Genomic DNA, 15,009 nt, shown 5'->3' on the forward strand with positions numbered 1-15,009 from the left:
AGATTCTACGGGGGGCGGCCTCCCGGTGCGGTGTGCGGCACTGCATGCGAGTGGACGAGCGGCGCGGTCGGCCCGGGAAGGAAACGCTCGAACCAGGCCGCCGCGAGTTGCACGACGAGGTCCAGCGTGCCGGCCTCCTCGAACAAATGCCCGGCGCCGGGCACCAGCGTCAACTCCTTGATGCCGGCGAGGCGCTCGAAGGCGGCCTCATTGAGCGGGACCACCGGCAGGTCCAGGCTGCCGACGAGCAGCAGTGTCGGGGCCTCGACGTCGTGCAAGGCCTGGCCCGCGAGGTCGGGCCGGCCGCCGCGCGACACCACGGCGGCGATCCGGTGCTCGCTTCGCCTGGCAGCGATCAATGCAGCGGCAGCACCGGTGCTTGCGCCGAAGTAGCCGGTGGCGAGAGGGCTCGTGTCCTCCCGCGAGCGCGCCCACACGGTCGACTCGCCGAGGCGCGCGGCCAGCAGGGGAATGTCGAACACGCTCGCGCGGCTGCGTGCTTCCTCCTCCGTCAGCAGGTCCAGCGACAGGCACCGCCAGGACCGTGCGCCGCGGCCCCTGCTGCTGGAGCGCCTGCTCGTCCCGCAGAGGCAGGAGTGCGCGGGCCAGCTGCCGGCCCGCCTCGCGGCGGTCGGCGAAACGGCCTCTCGATGTGTGGGGGGCTCCGGCGTCCACACCGCCGAGGCGTGCAACACCCATTCCTGCCGGCTCCGGGGGCGCGCAAGGCGGCCGGGACGTCGTGAGAAGGGGTCGGATTTACAGCCCCCTGGCGCGGAACCGACCCCGCAGGGGCACGGAGTGGCAACGCGAGCAGCTGCCGTTCCCGCGCGACACCCTGCGGCCGGGGAGGCGGGGTACCCGCAGAGGGAACGGGCGTTGCTCCAGCTGTGGTGTGGCGGTCTCCGAACCTCCGGGTGTCAGGCCGTCGGGGGGCACAGCAGCCCGTCGGTCCGCGGAGGCGGGCGGTTCACCGCCGGGCGCGAGGAGGGAGGCAGCGAGCCAAAGCAGGAGTGAAACCATGGACATGCACGACAGAAACCGCGCAGATCGGGACCGCGCCTCAGCCCGCGGCGAGCGCGAACGAGACAGGGATCTCCGCGACATGGGCGGCGGCCACTGGGCCCATTCGCAGGGCGGCGGGGGCGAGGGCCAGGACGATGGGCAGTTCGCCGACGAGTACGACCGCCCCTATCGGCCCGGCGCGCCCAGCCGCAGCTATGGCGGCCATGCCGGCGGGGGCCAGGAAGGCGGCGGCAGCTATGGCGGCGGCCAGCGCGACTTCTACCTCGGAGCCCACCACGACCCCGACTTCCAACAGTGGCGCTCCGAACACGCGCGCGCGCTCGACGAGGACTACCGTCGCTGGCGCGAGGAACGGTACAAGCAGTTTTCCGAGGAGTTCGACCAGTGGCGCCGGATCCGTCAGTCCGGCCCGGACAAGGGCGGCCCGGGCTCGTCCGGGGCACGATGAGCCGCGGGCGCCTTCGCGCGCCTTTTTCCGCGCCTTTTCAGAGATCGGTCCTCAGCTTCCAGATCTCGGGGAACAGCACCACGTCCAGCATCTTGCGCAGGTAGCTCACCCCCGAGGTTCCGCCGGTGCCCCGCTTGAAGCCGATCACCCGCTCGACCGTGGTCACGTGCCGGAAGCGCCACAGCCGGAAGCTGTCCTCGACGTCGGTCAGCTCCTCGCCGAGCTGGTAGAGGTCCCAATGACGCTGCGGGTCACGGTAGACCTGCAGCCAGGCCTGCTCGACCTGCGGGTCCTCGCGGTAGGCCTGGCTCCAGTCGCGCTCGGTATGCGTCGCCGGCACCGGCAGCCCGCGCCTGGCCAGCAAGCGCAGCGCCTCGTCGTACAAGGACGGTGTGTGCAAGGCCGCCTCGACCTCGGCCAGGCGCGAACCGTGGTGCGCGTGCGGCTTCAGCATCGTCGCGTTCTTGTTGCCGAGCGCGAACTCGATGCAGCGGTACTGCCAGCTCTGGAAGCCGCTGGAGTTGGAGAGGTAGGGCCGGATCGCCGAGTACTCCGGCGGCGTCATCGTCGCCAGCACGTCCCAGGCGTGCACCAGCTGCTCCATGATCTTGCTGACCCGGGCGAGCATCTTGAAGGCCGCCTGCAGCTCGTCGCGCGCGACGCAGGCCATCGCCGCGCGCAGCTCGTGCAGCATCAGCTTCATCCACAGCTCGCTGGTCTGGTGCTGCACGATGAACAGCATCTCGTTGTGGTCCGGCGACAGGGGATGCTGCGCACCCAGGATCTGCTCCAGGTGCAGGTAGTCGCCGTAACTCATGTCGCGCGAGAAATCCAGCTGTGCCTTCTCGTCGTGGACGATCTGCTCGGGGGCGGGCGGGGTGGCGGTCATCACGGGCTCCTCTCGATCTCGCGGCGTCTCGCCGTGCTCATCATCATCGGCTTCAGGTCACGGCGTGGCGTCGGTTGAACTCAGGGCGCTGCCATTCGCCGCTCGCCAGCACCTCACGCAGTTGTTCCACTGCGTCCCACACGTCCACATGGCGGCAGTACAGCGGCGTGAAGCCGAAACGCAGGATGTCCGGCGTCTCGGCGTCGCCGGCGCGGAAATCGCCAATCACGCCGCGGGCGATCAGGGCCTGCACGATCGCGTAGCCGCCCTCGCCGCGCGTCAGACAGACCTGGCTGCCGCGTTGCGCCGCCTCACGCGGCGAGACCACCGCGAGGCCGTGGCCGGCGCAGCGCGTCTCGACCAGCTGCGCGAACAGCTCGGTCAGCGCGATGGACTTCTCACGCAGTGCCGCCATGCCGCCCAGTGGTTCAGCCGCCAGCACCGTGTCGACGCCGCATTCGAGCGCGGCCATCGAGATCACCGGGGGCGTGCCGCAGACATAACGCGCGATGCCCGCCGCGGGCCGGTAGTGCGGGTTGAACTCGAAAGGGGCGACATGGCCCAGCCAGCCGGACAGCGGCTGCGAGAAGCGGTCGGCGTGGCGCGGGTGCACCCAGACGAAAGCCGGTGCGCCGGGGCCGCCATTGAGGTACTTGTAGCCGCAGCCCACGGCATAGTCGGCGTCGCTCGCGTGCAGACCCACCGGCACGGCGCCGGCCGAGTGGCACAGGTCCCACACGACCAGCGCGCCGGCCGCGTGCGCGCGCCGGGTCAGCCGGTCCATGTCGTGCATGCGGCCGCTGCGGTAGTTGACGTGAGTCAGCATCAGCACTGCCAGCTGGTCGTCGAGGCTGGCCTCGATCTCGTCGGGCTCGACCAGCGCCAGGGTCCAGCCCAGCGCCTCGCAGACACTCTCGGCGATGTAGAGGTCGGTCGGGAAGTTGCTGCGCTCGGACAACAGCACGCGGCGCGCCGGCGCGCGGTCGCGCTGCAGGCGTCCGGCGGCCATCAATACCTTGTAGAGGTTGACCGAGGTCGAGTCGGCCACCACCACCTCGCCTTGCGCAGCGCCGATCAGGCGGGCGATCTTGTCGCCGACGCGTGCCGGCAGGTCGATCCAGCCGGCGCTGTTCCAGCTCTTGATGAGGTCGCGACCCCACTCCTGGAGCACCACCTGGTGCACCCGGGCCGGGGTGGCGCGCGGCAGCACCCCCAGCGAGTTGCCGTCCAGGTAGAGGGTGCCCTCGGGCAGCTCGAAGAGCTCGCGCAAAGGCGCAAGCGGGTCGGCCCGGTCGAGGGCCAGGCAGGCGTCACGGGTGGTCATGGAAACTCCTGTGTCGGGGCGCAGGCTCGCCGCCCCGGGGGTCGAATCGGGGCGCTTGTTTTTTCAGAGTTCGCGCAGCACCGCGCGCACTGGGCTCGCATCCGCCTGCAGCAGCTTCAGCGGCAGGGCGATCAGCTCGTAGTCGCCGGCCGGCACGTCGTCCAGCACCAGGTTCTCGAGCACACGCAGGTCACGCTGCAGCAGGATCTGGTGGGCATCCAGGGTCTTGCTGGACGCCGGGTCCACCGAGGCGGTGTCGATGCCGACCAGCTGCACGCCGTGGTCGGCCAGCCACGCCAGCGCCTCGGGCGCGAAGGCCGCGAAGTCGTCGACCCAGCGGTGCACCGGCGCCTGCTCGAAGGTGCGCACCAGCACGCGCGGCGGCAGCGCGTCGACGTGGTCCTGCAGGTCCTCGATGCGGATCAGCGGGCCGCGACCGATGCAGTGCACCACCCGGCAGGGACCCAGGTAGGGCTGCAGGTCCAGCAAACCGGCCGGCGCGGCCCCGTTGGCGTAGTGCAGCGGCGCGTCGGCGTGTGCGCCGACATGCGGCGAGAGGGTCAGCTGGCCGACATTGACGGGGCAGCCCGGCCCGAGCCGGGCGCTCCACCGTTGCTGGTAGGGCGTGTCGCCCGGGAAGACCGGGCTGCCGTCGTAGACCGGCGGCGAGATGTCCCAGAGGCGTTTCATGCAAAGCAGTATGGAAGCAGGCAAGCCCGGTTTCTAGCACCCCGAAAATAGCCGTGGTGTCGGTTAATTCCAACGCTGCTCGCTTTCCCCGATGGCTGCCGGCGGCGTGCGCCGGCGCCGCCTCACTCCGAGTGACCCTGGCGGGCGGCCCGCCGCGCCAGCTCGATGAACTCGCTGCGCTGTCCGTCGCGGTCGCGTCCGCGGTGGCGCTCGGCGAGTTGCAGCACGTCGGGCCAGCCATAACCTTGCAGGTGGGGCGAACCTTGCAGCAGCTGGCCGAAGCCGGCGACCGCCATCGCAAAGCCGAAGTCGCTGTCGACGCGGTCGAAGGCGCGTGCGCGGCGCGCCAGCACATGCTCCATCAGCCGGCTCTCGGTCTCCCCGGGCCGCTTGTAGCGCAGCTTCAGGAAACCGAGCTCGTCGGCGCCGCCGGCGCCTGCGACGGGGCCCGCCGGCCGGTTGGCCGCGTAACGCTCCTCGTCATGCAGCCCGCGCTCGCCGGCCAGCGTGATTTCGTAGAGCGCCGTGACCCGGTGGCCGGCGCCGACATCGCCCGCGTCGACGCGGTCGTTGTTGAAGTCCTCGCGGGCCAGCTGGCGGTTGTCGTAGCCGATCAGGCGGTATTCCTTCACCACCGCCGGGTTGAACTCGACCTGCAGCTTGACGTCGCTGGCGACCGTCGCGAGCGTGGAGGTGAACTCGTCGACCAGCACCTTGCGCGCCTCGGCCACGGTGTCGAGGAAGGAGTACTTGCCGTCGCCGACGTCGGCGATCTGCTCCATCAGCGCGTCGTTGTAGCTCGCATGGCCGACGCCCAGCGTGGACAGTCCGATGCCGCTGCGCCGCTCGGCCGCCACGATCTCCTTGAGCTGGTCGATGTTCGTCACGCCGACGTTGAAGTCGCCGTCGGTCGCCAGCAGGATGCGGTTGATGCCGCCCTCGATGTAGCCGTTGCGTGCCTGCTCGTAGGCCAGCCGCAGGCCCGAGGCCCCGGCGGTGCTGCCGCCGGCGCGCAGCGACTCGATGGCGCGCCGGATCTCCTCCTTGCGATCGCCCGGCACCGATTCCAGCAGCACCCGCGTGCTGCCCGAGTAGGTCACGATGGACACGCGGTCGCGCGCGCGCAGCTGGTCGACGAAGGCGAGCAGGCCCTGCTTCACCAGGGGCAGGCTTTGCGGGATGTTCATCGAGCCCGAGACGTCGACGAGGAAGACCAGGTTGGCCGGCGGCAGCGTCTCCTTGGCAGGGTCGGCTGCCTGGATGCCGATCTTCAGCAGCCGGGTGCGCGGGTTCCAGGGGGTCGTCGCGAGCTCGCTGTGCACCGCGAAGGGCAGGCCGCTGCGGGCGTCGGGGCGCGGGTAGTCGTAGCTGAAATAGTTCAGCATCTCTTCGACCCGGACCGCGTCGCGCGGCACCGCCAACCCGCGCCGGAGCAGGCTGCGCACGCTGCTGTAGGAGCCGGTGTCGACATCGATCGAGAAGGTGGAGACCGGCTCCACCGCAACCCGCTTGACTGGATGGGGCGTGGCCCCGCGCGTGGTCACGCCCAGGTAGGCGCTGTCGCGCCCGACGTCCTGGACCGGGTGGGGCAGATAGGGTGTGGACAGCGGCGCCGCCGCGACCGGCGGGGTCGGCTGCGCCTCGCGCGACAGCACACCGGCCTCGGCACGGCTGCGCTTGTCGGCGGCCGGCGCGGCGGTCGGGGCCGGTGGAACGGCCGAACCGGTGGCCTGCGGCTCGGCCGGCCGAGTGGCAGGGCCGCTGGACGAGCAGGCGGTCACGGCCAGGGCCAGCAGGGTAGCCAGCAGGCGCTGGGGCAGGGCGCGCGCGGGCGCCGGCGGTTGATGGGTCATGGCAGTCTCTCCGTTGTGCATGAGGCCGCCCCGGCGGGGCGATGTCGGAGAGAAACGCGCGGTGCGCCGAAACGGGGTTGAACGGCGCGAGAAAAGTCGGCGGCAGGCTGCGTCAGCGCGTCTCGGCGGGCTTCGGCCGGCCCAGCGGAGCCAGGCCATGGCGCGCCCGCGCCCGGCTACAGGCCTCGTCGCCGACCCCGATCGAAGCCCACTGGCCGAACTCCCGGCAGGGCGAGGGTCGCCACTCGTAGATGCCGCAGGACACCTTGACGCCCACCGTGCCGACGAGGGCGGCGCAGCGCGGCCTCGCGTGATCGGTGCCGCGCATGCGACAGGTGTGCTGCGTCACGTCCACCGCCAGTCCGGCGGGCACGCGGCCGCCGTTGTCGTCCAGCTCCTCGCGGGCGAAGTCGACACGAAAGCTGGCGCAGCAGGCGCCGCAAGAGGTGCAGAAGTCGGTCGGGCTGGCGTGGCTCATCCAGGACTGGGGCGAAGATCCGTCGGATTCAGCCGGCGGGAGCGGCCTGCAGGCGGGTCAGGGCGCGCTCCATGTTGGCACGGGCGGCCTGCTCGTAGCGTTGCCGGAAGGGCTCGGTGGTGTAGATGTGGGGCCGGTCCAGAAAGCTCTGCAGCACCCGGCCACGGCCGTCGGCATAGGCGGCGGCCGGCACCCAGCGGTACTCGCTGCGCACGCCGGCCTCGAACAGGTCATAAACCTCGGGCGGCTGGCCCAGGATCGCGAGGTCGATGTCCACCACCCAGGCGGCATCGCCGGCCGGCGGTCCGCTGTGGTGCTGGGTCGCCATGATCAGCGCGTCGACCTTGTCGGCCAGTTCGCGGGCGCGCTCCTCGGGCAGGCCGGCGTGGCGGATGAAACGGCAGGCCCAGTCGGCGCTGCGTCGCTCGTTCTGTTTCGACCACGGCCAGTAGACGGCGTCGTGAAACCACAACGCCAGCGCCACCGCGTCCGGGTCCTCACAGCGCGGCGCGAACTCGCGCCAGTGCCGGATGCAGGCCAGCAGGTGGTTGGCGTCGTGGTAACGACGCGGCCAGCGGCTCCAGGCCGACACCAGGCTCTCGCCCACGCCGGTGCAGGCCCGGCCCGCGAGGCCGAGGCGCTCGCACAGCCGCTGCCAGTCGGCCAGCAGTTCCTGGCGGTGTTCGGGAAGCAGTCGCATGGGTGCGCAGGCTACCACCCGCCTGCGCGCCGGCTGCAAGCGGGTGTGCGGCCAAGGCGGTAACCCATCACGAAGCCGGCGCTTATCCCTCAAATGGGCGACACCCGCCCACCGGCCGCACCAGGGGGCCACGATAGAATTCCGGCTCGTGTTTCCGCTTGACACAACCTGCTTCGACTTACCGTGGTTGCTCGTCATCCCGGCGCAGCGCTCACCGTCTTCATCCGCATGCAACCCACAGCCACCACTTCCTCTGCAGCCTCCTTGGAATGCGAGGTGCTTATTGTCGGAGGGGGACCGGCCGGCGCAACGCTGGGCACTCTGCTTGCTCGCAAGGGCCGCGACGTCGTCGTGATGGAGAAGGCGCACCACCCGCGCTTCCACATCGGCGAGTCGCTGCTGCCGGCCAATGTCGAGCTGTTCGACCAGCTGGGCCTGCGCGCCGAGATCGAGCGCATCGGCATGGCGAAGTGGGGCGTGGAATTTGTCTCGCCCGAGCATGCGCAGCGCAGCTATATCGAGTTCGGCGACGCCTGGGACAAGTCCATGCCCTATGCCTGGCAGGTGCGCCGCTCCGAGATGGACGAGCTGCTGTTCCGCCAGGCAGGTCGCGAGGGCGCGCGCACGCTGGAAGGCCGTCGTGTCCGCGAGGTGAAGTTCGACGCCGAAGGCGCGACGGTGCAGGTCGAGCTGGACGACGGCGCGCGCCAGACCTGGCGCACCCGCTTCCTGGTCGATGCCTCGGGGCGCGACACCCTGCTGGCGAACCAGTTCAAGTGCAAGGTCAAGAACCCCAAGCACAACAGCTCCGCGCTGTTCGGCCACTTCCGCAATGCGCGCCGGCTGGAAGGCAAGCTCGAAGGCAACATCAGCATCCTGTGGTTCCCGCACGGCTGGTTCTGGTTCATCCCGCTGGCCGATGGCACCACCAGCGTCGGTGCGGTGTGCTGGCCCTATTACCTGAAGTCGCGCAGCAAGCCGCTGGCGGAGTTCTTCCGCGACACCATCGCGATGGCGCCCGAGCTGGCCGACCGGCTCAAGGATGCCGAGCTGGTCGACGACCAGGTGCACGCCACCGGCAACTACGCCTACAGCGCCAGTCATTGCAGCGGCGAGCGCTACCTGATGCTGGGCGACGCCTTCACCTTCATCGACCCGGTGTTCTCCTCCGGCGTCTACCTGGCGATGAAAAGCGCCTTCCACGGCGTCGAGGTCATCGAAGCGACGCTGGACCGCCCGGCCGAAGCGGCCGCGGCGCGGCAGCGCTTCGAAGCGCTGTCGCGCTTCGGGCCGCGCGAGTTCTCCTGGTTCATCTTCCGCGTCACCAACCCGACCATCCGGGAGTTTTTCATGGGGCCGGTCAACCGCTGGCGCGTCAAGGAGGCGCTGCTGTCGCTGCTGGCCGGCGACATCTACGGCAAGACGCCGATCTGGCGCTCGCTGCGCATCCTCAAGGGCCTCTACTACATCGTGTCGCTGAGTCACCCGGTGCGCACCTGGAAGGCCTGGCGGCAGCGCCAGGTCAACATCCGTGACGTCGGGATGAGCAACTCGTGAGCGCGGCCTTCGATTCCACGGCGGGCGGGCCCGACCACGCCCTGGCTCACCGTCGCTACCGCGCCGAGGCCGCGGAGCGGCTCCCTGCCGGCTTGCACTTGCTGTCACGCCGCGGCCATGCGGTGATCGAGGGGGTCGAGCAGGCCGCCCCGGCGCTGCTGCTGCCCACCTCGCCGGTGTTCGAGGAGTGGCTGGTGCACCGGGATGTGCGCAGCGAGCAGCGCGGCTGCCTGAGCTGGAGCTGCGATGGCGAGTGGCTGCACGGCACTGCGTTGGTCGACGACCGGGCGCTCCGGGGCGGGCTCGAGGCCGCCGCGCTGCAGGCCTACAGCGAGCTGTTCGAGCTGCTGGAGACCAGCGGCTGCCCGCACCCTGCTGCGGCTGTGGAACTATGTGCCCGGCATCAACCACGGCAGCGCCGGCCTCGGAGCGCTACCGCCACTTCAACATCGGCCGCCAGCAGGCCTTCCTGGCCGCGCGCCGCAGTGCCTTCGACGGCTCGCCGGCCGCCTGCGCGCTGGGCACCGAAGGCGGCATGCTGACGGTGCACTTCCTGGCCGGGCGGCGGCCGCCGCGCGCGGTGGAGAACCCGCGTCAGGTCAGCGCCTACCACTATCCCAAGGAGTACGGGCCGCGCAGCCCGACCTTCTCGCGGGCGGCGGTGGCCGAGCTGGGCCCCGGGCGCGAGGCCCTGTTCATCTCCGGCACCGCCAGCATCGTCGGCCACGCGACCCTGCACCACGGCGACGTGCGCCGCCAGACCGAGGAAACCATGGCCAACATCGAGGCCGTGCTGCGGGCCGCTGCACCGCACAGCCGCGCCCCGGACGCCCACCGCATCGACGCGCTGGACTACACCGTCTATGTGCGTGACAGTCGCGACCTCGACGCGGTGCAGCAGACCTTCGAGCGTTTTATCGGGCCGCGCTCCGCCGGCGCGCGCGAGGCGATCTACCTGCGCGCCGACATCTGCCGCGCCGACCTGCTGGTCGAGATCGAGGCCCAGAACATCGTGACGATCAAGGACGCCACGTGACGTTTCACAACTTGCCCCAAGGGCGCGTCGTTTTCGGCCTGGTCCTGGCGCTCGGGGCGGCTGCCGCCTCGGCCCAGGACACCCTGGCCGCCCCGGAACCCGCCGCTGCAGCGGCGCAGCCGCTCGACAAGCGCTCCGCGCAGCGCCCCTTGTGGGAACTCGGACTGGGGGTCGGCGGGCTGACCCTGCCCGACTACCGCGGTTCGGCCGAGCGCAGCAACTACCTGCTGCCGCTGCCTTACGTGGTCTACCGCGGTACCTGGCTGAAGGCGGACCGCGAGGGCGCCCGGGCAGTGCTGTTCGACGCCCGCCGCGTCGAGGTCGACATCAGCGTCAACGGCTCGCCGCCGACCCGCGGCGAGTCGCGCGGCGCGCGCGCCGGCATGGACGACCTGCCGGGCACCGTCGAAGTGGGGCCCAACGTCAATGTCACGTTGTGGCGCTCGGGCTCCAAGGGGGCGCGGCTGGACCTGCGTCTGCCGGTGCGCACCGCCATCACGCTGGAGCGTTCGCCACGCACGATAGGCTCGGTGTTCACGCCCAACCTCAACCTCGACATCGCCGGCGTGGCCGGCGGCTGGAACGTCGGACTGCAGGGGGGGCCGATGTTCGCGACGCGCCGTTACCACCAGCACTTCTACGGTGTCGAGGCGGCCGACGCCACCGCGACGCGCCCGGCCTACCGCGCCAGCGGCGGCCACGGCGGCTGGCAGACGCTGGCGGCCGTGTCGCGTCGCTTCGAGCGCACCTGGGTCGGCGCCTTCGTGCGTTACGACCACCTCCGAGGGGCGGTGTTCGAGGACAGCCCGCTGGTGGAGCGCCGTCATCACCTGAGCGCCGGCATCGGCGTGTCCTGGGTGCTGGCGACCTCCGAGCAGATGGTGCAGGTCGACGATTGACAGGACCTGGCCGTCTATGCTGATCCGCGCTCTGCTCACCGTCTGGCTCTGGGTGCTGCTGCTCTGGCTGGGGTTGATGTCGCTGGCCTGGAACCTGATCGCCTTCCTGCTCTACCCGCTGCTGCCGCGCCCGCGCGGCACCGTGGTCGGGCGTGCCGGCATCGCCTGGGGCTACCGCATCTACTGGGCCTGCGCACGCGCCAGCGGCCTGATGCGGATCGACACCCGGGCGCTCGACGCGCTGCACCGGCTGCCGGGCGGCCTCATCATTGCGGCCAACCACCCGAGCATGGTCGACGCGTTGCTCATCGTGGCAAGGCTGCCCCGCAGCGTCTGCATCATGAAGGCCGCGCTGATGCGCAACGTCTTCCTGGGTGCCGGCGCGCGGCTGGCGCGCTACATCTGCAACGACTCGCCACGCAAGATGGTCCGGCACGCGGTCAAGAGCCTGCAGGAAGGGGGACAGCTGGTGCTGTTCCCCGAGGGCACGCGTACCGAGGGCGGCCGGCTCAACCCCTTCCGGCCGGGCATCACGCTGATCGCGGAAAAAGCCGGGGTGCCGATCCAGACCGTGTTCATCGAGACCGACAATCAGGTTCCCTACCTGGGCAAGGGCTGGCCGATCTGGCGCCTGCCGCGCGAGCCCATCGTGTTCCGCCTGCGCCTGGGCGAGCGTTTTGCCCCCGACGGCGACCACCATGCCGCGCTGGCGGCGCTCGAAGACTACTTCAGGAAGGAGCTGGGCCAGTGAGCTCCCGACCGACCGCTCGTCATGCGGTAGTCATTCCAAGCTACAACACCGGGCCCAAAGTCTACGAGACGGTGCGTGCGGCGCGCGCGCAGTGGGCGCCGGTGTGGGTGGTGGTCGACGGCAGCACCGACGGCACGGCGGAAGGCCTTCAAACCATGGCGGCCGAGGACCCCGAGCTGCGTGTGCTGGTGCTGCCGCACAACCGCGGCAAGGGCTCAGCGGTGCTGCTCGGTTTGCATGCCGCCCAGGCCGAGGGCTACACCCACGCGCTGACGATGGACTCCGACGGCCAGCATCCGGCCGCGCTGATCCCCCACTTCATGGAGGTGTCGGCCCGCCGTCCCGAAACCATGGTGCTGGGCCGCCCGGTCTTCGATGCCAGCGCGCCGCTGCTGCGGGTGCGCGGGCGCCGCATCTCGAACTGGTGGACCAACCTCGAGACGCTGGGCGCCGGCGTGGGCGACTCGCTCTACGGCTTCCGTGTCTACCCGATCGCCGAACTGATCGCGGTGATGCAGGGCCAGCCCTGGATGCGCCGTTTCGACTTCGACACCGAGGCGGTGGTGCGGCTGGCCTGGCGCGGTGTGAAGCCGGTCAACCTGGACGCTCCGGTCAAGTACCTGCGGGCCGACGAAGGCGGCGTCTCGCACTTCCGGTATGGGCGCGACAACGTGCTGCTGACCTGGATGCATACGCGGCTGATGCTGGGCTTTCTGCTGCGGCTGCCGCTGCTGCTGTCGCGCCGCCTGGCGGGGCGTCCGCCTTTCCAGGACTGATCGCGACGGTCCTCGGGCGCCTGCACGCCTGCCTCACCGGCAGGCGTGCAAGGACTCAGAAGCGGTAGCTCGCCGTGGCGACGATCTTGCGCCGGGTGCCGTACCAGCAGTCGCCGCGCTCCTGGCAGGCGACGAGGTAGGTCTTGTCGGCCAGGTTGCCGATGTTCAGTGCATACACCCAACTGCCGGTGTTCCAGGCCGCCATCGCGTCGAGGAGCGTCGCCGACGGTGTGGTGAAGGTGTCGCTGCCGTCCCAGGTCTTGCCGATGTGGCGCACGCCCAGGCCCGCCTTCACCCCGCGCAGGCCCAGGTGGTCGAAGCGGTGCACCGCCCACACCGAGGCGCTCTGCTCGGGCTCGTTGGGCAGGCGCTTGCCGGTGCTGCGGTCGCGGGTCTCGGTGCGCGTGTAGTTGGCGACCAGGTCCCAGGCCTGGAGGCGGCCGTTGAAGGACAGCTCGAGGCCCTTCACCGTGACTTCGCCGCGCTGGATCTCCCGGCTGCCCGTGTCCTCGGGATCGTCCATCTTGCGGTTCGTTTCGCGCAGCGTGTAGAGCGCGGCCGTGGCCGTCACCGGTCGGTCGTCCGGCGCCCATTTCACGCCGGCCTCGAACTGTTTGCCACGCTTGGGCCGGAAGCTGCCGGCCTCATTGAAGCCGGCCACCGGCTCGAAGGACTCGCCATAGCTCGCATAGGGCGCCCAGCCGCCGTCGGCGAGATAGACCACGCCCAGGTTTTTGGTCCAGGCGACGTCGCTGCTGGAGTTCCCGGCCTGGCTCGATGTGGTCTTGGCACGGTCGCGCCGCAGGCCCAGCACCACCACCCAGCGTTCGCCAAACTTCATCTGGTCCTGCAGCAGCAGGCCGTACTGCCTCACCCGGCTGCTGCCGCTGCTGGGCTCGTCCATGGTGGCGGGGGTGAGCTCGGGATGCGGGAAGTTGCCGTAGACCGGGTGGTAGACGTCGATGTCGTTGGCTGCGCCGACCCAGTACCGCCTGCTGCTGCGCGCGTTCATCGCGTCGACGCCCGTGAGCAGGGTGTGCTGCACGCCGCCGATACGCAGGCGGCCCTCCAGCATCAGGTCCGCGTTGGTGATGCGGCCCTCGTCGTCGCTGGCGTACCAGGTGCGGCCGATGTTGCGGCCGTCCGGCCGGTAGCCCTCCCAATAGTTGGCATACATGCTGCGCAGTGCTCCTTCCACATCGTCATGGCGCAGGTGATGGCGCAGGGTCCAGGCCTCGTCGAGGCGGTGCTCCAGCTCCCAGCCGGTGCGCCAGCGCCGTCCGCCATAGGTGTCCCAGTCGGGTTCGCTGACGAAACGCTCGAGCGGGATGCGGCCGCCGGGGCGGTCGTGGAGCGTGCCTTCGACCGGGAAAAAGCCTTCGGTGTTGCGGCTGCGGTCGCGCTGGTACTGCAGGTAGGCGGTGAAGTGGGTGCCGGGGGTGGGCTTCCACGTCAGCGAGGGCGCGACGTACTGGCGCTCCATGTCGGCGTACTCGACCTGGGTGCCGCTGTCGCGCGTGAGGGCGACCAGGCGGTAGAGCAGCCGGCCCTCGGCATCGACAGGCCCGGTCAGATCGGCCGCCAGCTGCTGGTGCTGATGGTTGCCCAGCTGCACCGAGATCTCGCGCTGGGCTTCGGGCTGGGGCCGCTTGGAGACCAGGTTGACCAGCCCGCCGGGGCCGTTCTGCCCCGCCATCACCGAGGCCGGGCCGCGCAGCACCTCGACGCGCTCGAAGGCATAGGGCTCGTTGCGCACCACGCCGTACCAGCCGGACAGCGGCAGCCTGAGGCCGTCGAGCAGGGTCGAGCCTTCGCTGCCGCCGCGCATCGTGAACCAGTCGCCGCGGTTGTCCAGGCCGTAGACCTCGGCATGCACACCGGCCGTGTAGCGCAGCACTTCCTGCAGGGTCTGGGCGTTCTGGTCGCGGATCTGCTCGGCGCCGATGACCGAGACCGACTGCGGCACCTCCTTCAGCGGCGTGTCGGTGCGGGTGGCGGTGGCGCTGCGTGTCGCGCGGTAGCCGCCCACCGGGCCGGTGGCGGTCTCCTGCATCGCATTCGAACGCACCCGCAGCTCGGGCAACTGGGTGGGGTCGCTTGCAGCCGGCGTGGCGGACTCCTGGGCATGGACGCTCCAGGCGCAGGCGTGAAGGACGGTGGCGGCGACGAGGCCGAGCCGGGGGATAGAGGCCATGGGGCCATGCTCCTGAGGGTAAAGAGGCGCATGGCTGGCGTAGCGGGGCAGGGGAGGCTGGCTGGCGCGACCGAAAGCTTGGGGTTGGAACGCTGCGGCTGAAGCCGCAACACTTCATATGATAACGATTCTTATTCGCGAGAACCAGGGGTGGCGTCGGCGGCGTCCGCGAGCGGTGCGAACAGCGGACAGGCGAACTCCGGTGAGGGGCAGGGTGGGGGATCGGGCGGCGTCGCGGGGACCGGCCGGTGCAGCAGGCCGCACGAGCGGTCCTCGTCGTCGAAGCAGCCGGCCAGCAAGGCCGGGCTCAACGATGCGAGCTGCATGAGGCGACGGTCGATCTCCATGACAGGCGGGCTGTCCCACCGTTCGCTCCCGGCGTGCTCAAGAC

General features: G+C 70.5%; 16 protein-coding genes. 7 read left to right on the forward strand and 9 right to left on the reverse strand.

Annotated elements, in window-relative coordinates; genetic code table 11:
* Window positions 1-5: 5 nt before the first annotated feature.
* Window positions 6-482, reverse strand: a complete 477-nt coding sequence (locus tag OOT46_RS00965; RefSeq protein WP_265401702.1) for a dienelactone hydrolase family protein — start codon at window positions 480-482, stop codon at window positions 6-8.
* Between the two features lie 536 nt (window positions 483-1,018).
* Here OOT46_RS00965 and OOT46_RS00970 point away from each other — a divergent pair.
* Entirely contained in the window at window positions 1,019-1,471 is a 453-nt protein-coding gene (locus tag OOT46_RS00970; RefSeq protein ID WP_265401703.1) for a hypothetical protein, read from the forward strand.
* 37 nt (window positions 1,472-1,508) lie between these two features.
* Here OOT46_RS00970 and kynA read toward each other — a convergent pair whose 3' ends face one another.
* The 6 genes from kynA to OOT46_RS01000 all read right to left on the reverse strand — a co-directional run bounded on the left by kynA (window position 1,509) and on the right by OOT46_RS01000 (window position 7,405).
* On the reverse strand, window positions 1,509-2,360 hold the full coding sequence (gene kynA, locus OOT46_RS00975) for a tryptophan 2,3-dioxygenase (protein ID WP_265401704.1): 852 nt from the start codon (window positions 2,358-2,360) through the stop codon (window positions 1,509-1,511).
* A gap of 52 nt (window positions 2,361-2,412) precedes the next feature.
* On the reverse strand, window positions 2,413-3,684 hold the full coding sequence (kynU, locus tag OOT46_RS00980) for a kynureninase (RefSeq protein ID WP_265401705.1): 1,272 nt from the start codon (window positions 3,682-3,684) through the stop codon (window positions 2,413-2,415).
* A gap of 63 nt (window positions 3,685-3,747) precedes the next feature.
* Window positions 3,748-4,374, reverse strand: coding sequence for an arylformamidase (gene kynB / locus OOT46_RS00985; RefSeq protein ID WP_265401706.1), 627 nt, complete (start codon window positions 4,372-4,374; stop codon window positions 3,748-3,750).
* Between the two features lie 122 nt (window positions 4,375-4,496).
* Window positions 4,497-6,227, reverse strand: coding sequence for a vWA domain-containing protein (locus tag OOT46_RS00990; protein WP_265401707.1), 1,731 nt, complete (start codon window positions 6,225-6,227; stop codon window positions 4,497-4,499).
* Between the two features lie 112 nt (window positions 6,228-6,339).
* Entirely contained in the window at window positions 6,340-6,705 is a 366-nt protein-coding gene (locus OOT46_RS00995; RefSeq protein ID WP_265401708.1) for a YkgJ family cysteine cluster protein, read from the reverse strand.
* 28 nt (window positions 6,706-6,733) lie between these two features.
* The gene (locus tag OOT46_RS01000) at window positions 6,734-7,405 is read right to left on the reverse strand and encodes a hypothetical protein (protein ID WP_265401709.1); all 672 of its coding nucleotides are present in this window, start codon (window positions 7,403-7,405) and stop codon (window positions 6,734-6,736) included.
* Between the two features lie 228 nt (window positions 7,406-7,633).
* On the opposite strand from OOT46_RS01000, the gene OOT46_RS01005 reads away from it, so the two are divergent.
* The 6 genes from OOT46_RS01005 to OOT46_RS01025 are packed head-to-tail and all read left to right on the forward strand — an operon-like array spanning window position 7,634 to window position 12,424.
* Entirely contained in the window at window positions 7,634-8,962 is a 1,329-nt protein-coding gene (locus tag OOT46_RS01005; RefSeq protein WP_265401710.1) for an NAD(P)/FAD-dependent oxidoreductase, read from the forward strand.
* On the forward strand, window positions 8,959-9,504 hold the full coding sequence (locus OOT46_RS30855) for a hypothetical protein (RefSeq protein ID WP_416136128.1): 546 nt from the start codon (window positions 8,959-8,961) through the stop codon (window positions 9,502-9,504). The genes OOT46_RS01005 and OOT46_RS30855 overlap by 4 nt, the downstream gene beginning before the upstream one ends.
* The gene (locus tag OOT46_RS01010; RefSeq protein ID WP_416136133.1) at window positions 9,432-9,998 is read left to right on the forward strand and encodes a Rid family hydrolase; all 567 of its coding nucleotides are present in this window, start codon (window positions 9,432-9,434) and stop codon (window positions 9,996-9,998) included. The genes OOT46_RS30855 and OOT46_RS01010 overlap by 73 nt, the downstream gene beginning before the upstream one ends.
* Window positions 9,995-10,897, forward strand: a complete 903-nt coding sequence (locus OOT46_RS01015) for a MipA/OmpV family protein (RefSeq protein WP_265401712.1) — start codon at window positions 9,995-9,997, stop codon at window positions 10,895-10,897. The genes OOT46_RS01010 and OOT46_RS01015 overlap by 4 nt, the downstream gene beginning before the upstream one ends.
* A gap of 16 nt (window positions 10,898-10,913) precedes the next feature.
* Complete coding sequence (locus OOT46_RS01020; protein ID WP_265401713.1) at window positions 10,914-11,648, forward strand: lysophospholipid acyltransferase family protein; 735 nt, start codon at window positions 10,914-10,916, stop codon at window positions 11,646-11,648.
* The gene (locus OOT46_RS01025) at window positions 11,645-12,424 is read left to right on the forward strand and encodes a glycosyltransferase family 2 protein (protein ID WP_265401714.1); all 780 of its coding nucleotides are present in this window, start codon (window positions 11,645-11,647) and stop codon (window positions 12,422-12,424) included. The genes OOT46_RS01020 and OOT46_RS01025 overlap by 4 nt, the downstream gene beginning before the upstream one ends.
* 55 nt (window positions 12,425-12,479) lie before the next feature.
* Here the strand turns inward: OOT46_RS01025 and OOT46_RS01030 are convergent, their stop codons facing one another.
* Complete coding sequence (locus OOT46_RS01030; RefSeq protein WP_265401715.1) at window positions 12,480-14,618, reverse strand: TonB-dependent siderophore receptor; 2,139 nt, start codon at window positions 14,616-14,618, stop codon at window positions 12,480-12,482.
* Between the two features lie 131 nt (window positions 14,619-14,749).
* Window positions 14,750-14,965 (reverse strand): hypothetical protein, encoded by a 216-nt coding sequence (locus OOT46_RS01035; protein ID WP_265401716.1) that lies wholly within the window; start codon window positions 14,963-14,965, stop codon window positions 14,750-14,752.
* Between the last annotated feature and the right edge of the window lie 44 nt (window positions 14,966-15,009).

The sequence above is a fragment of the Aquabacterium sp. A7-Y genome (assembly GCF_026153205.1).
Taxonomy (GTDB): Bacteria; Pseudomonadota; Gammaproteobacteria; order Burkholderiales; family Burkholderiaceae_C; genus Caldimonas.

Bases quoted from the DNA above. Each gene is read 5' to 3' on its own strand.
- OOT46_RS01030 (WP_265401715.1), bottom strand. From the start codon at position 14,618: ATGGCCTCTATCCCCCGGCTCGGCCTCGTCGCCGCCACCGTCCTTCAC.
- OOT46_RS00990 (WP_265401707.1), bottom strand. From the start codon at position 6,227: ATGACCCATCAACCGCCGGCGCCCGCGCGCGCCCTGCCCCAGCGCCTG.
- OOT46_RS01035 (WP_265401716.1), bottom strand. From the start codon at position 14,965: ATGGAGATCGACCGTCGCCTCATGCAGCTCGCATCGTTGAGCCCGGCC.
- kynB (WP_265401706.1), bottom strand. From the start codon at position 4,374: ATGAAACGCCTCTGGGACATCTCGCCGCCGGTCTACGACGGCAGCCCG.
- kynA (WP_265401704.1), bottom strand. From the start codon at position 2,360: ATGACCGCCACCCCGCCCGCCCCCGAGCAGATCGTCCACGACGAGAAG.
- OOT46_RS01020 (WP_265401713.1), top strand. From the start codon at position 10,914: ATGCTGATCCGCGCTCTGCTCACCGTCTGGCTCTGGGTGCTGCTGCTC.
- OOT46_RS00970 (WP_265401703.1), top strand. From the start codon at position 1,019: ATGGACATGCACGACAGAAACCGCGCAGATCGGGACCGCGCCTCAGCC.
- kynU (WP_265401705.1), bottom strand. From the start codon at position 3,684: ATGACCACCCGTGACGCCTGCCTGGCCCTCGACCGGGCCGACCCGCTT.
- OOT46_RS01000 (WP_265401709.1), bottom strand. From the start codon at position 7,405: ATGCGACTGCTTCCCGAACACCGCCAGGAACTGCTGGCCGACTGGCAG.
- OOT46_RS00995 (WP_265401708.1), bottom strand. From the start codon at position 6,705: ATGAGCCACGCCAGCCCGACCGACTTCTGCACCTCTTGCGGCGCCTGC.
- OOT46_RS01005 (WP_265401710.1), top strand. From the start codon at position 7,634: ATGCAACCCACAGCCACCACTTCCTCTGCAGCCTCCTTGGAATGCGAG.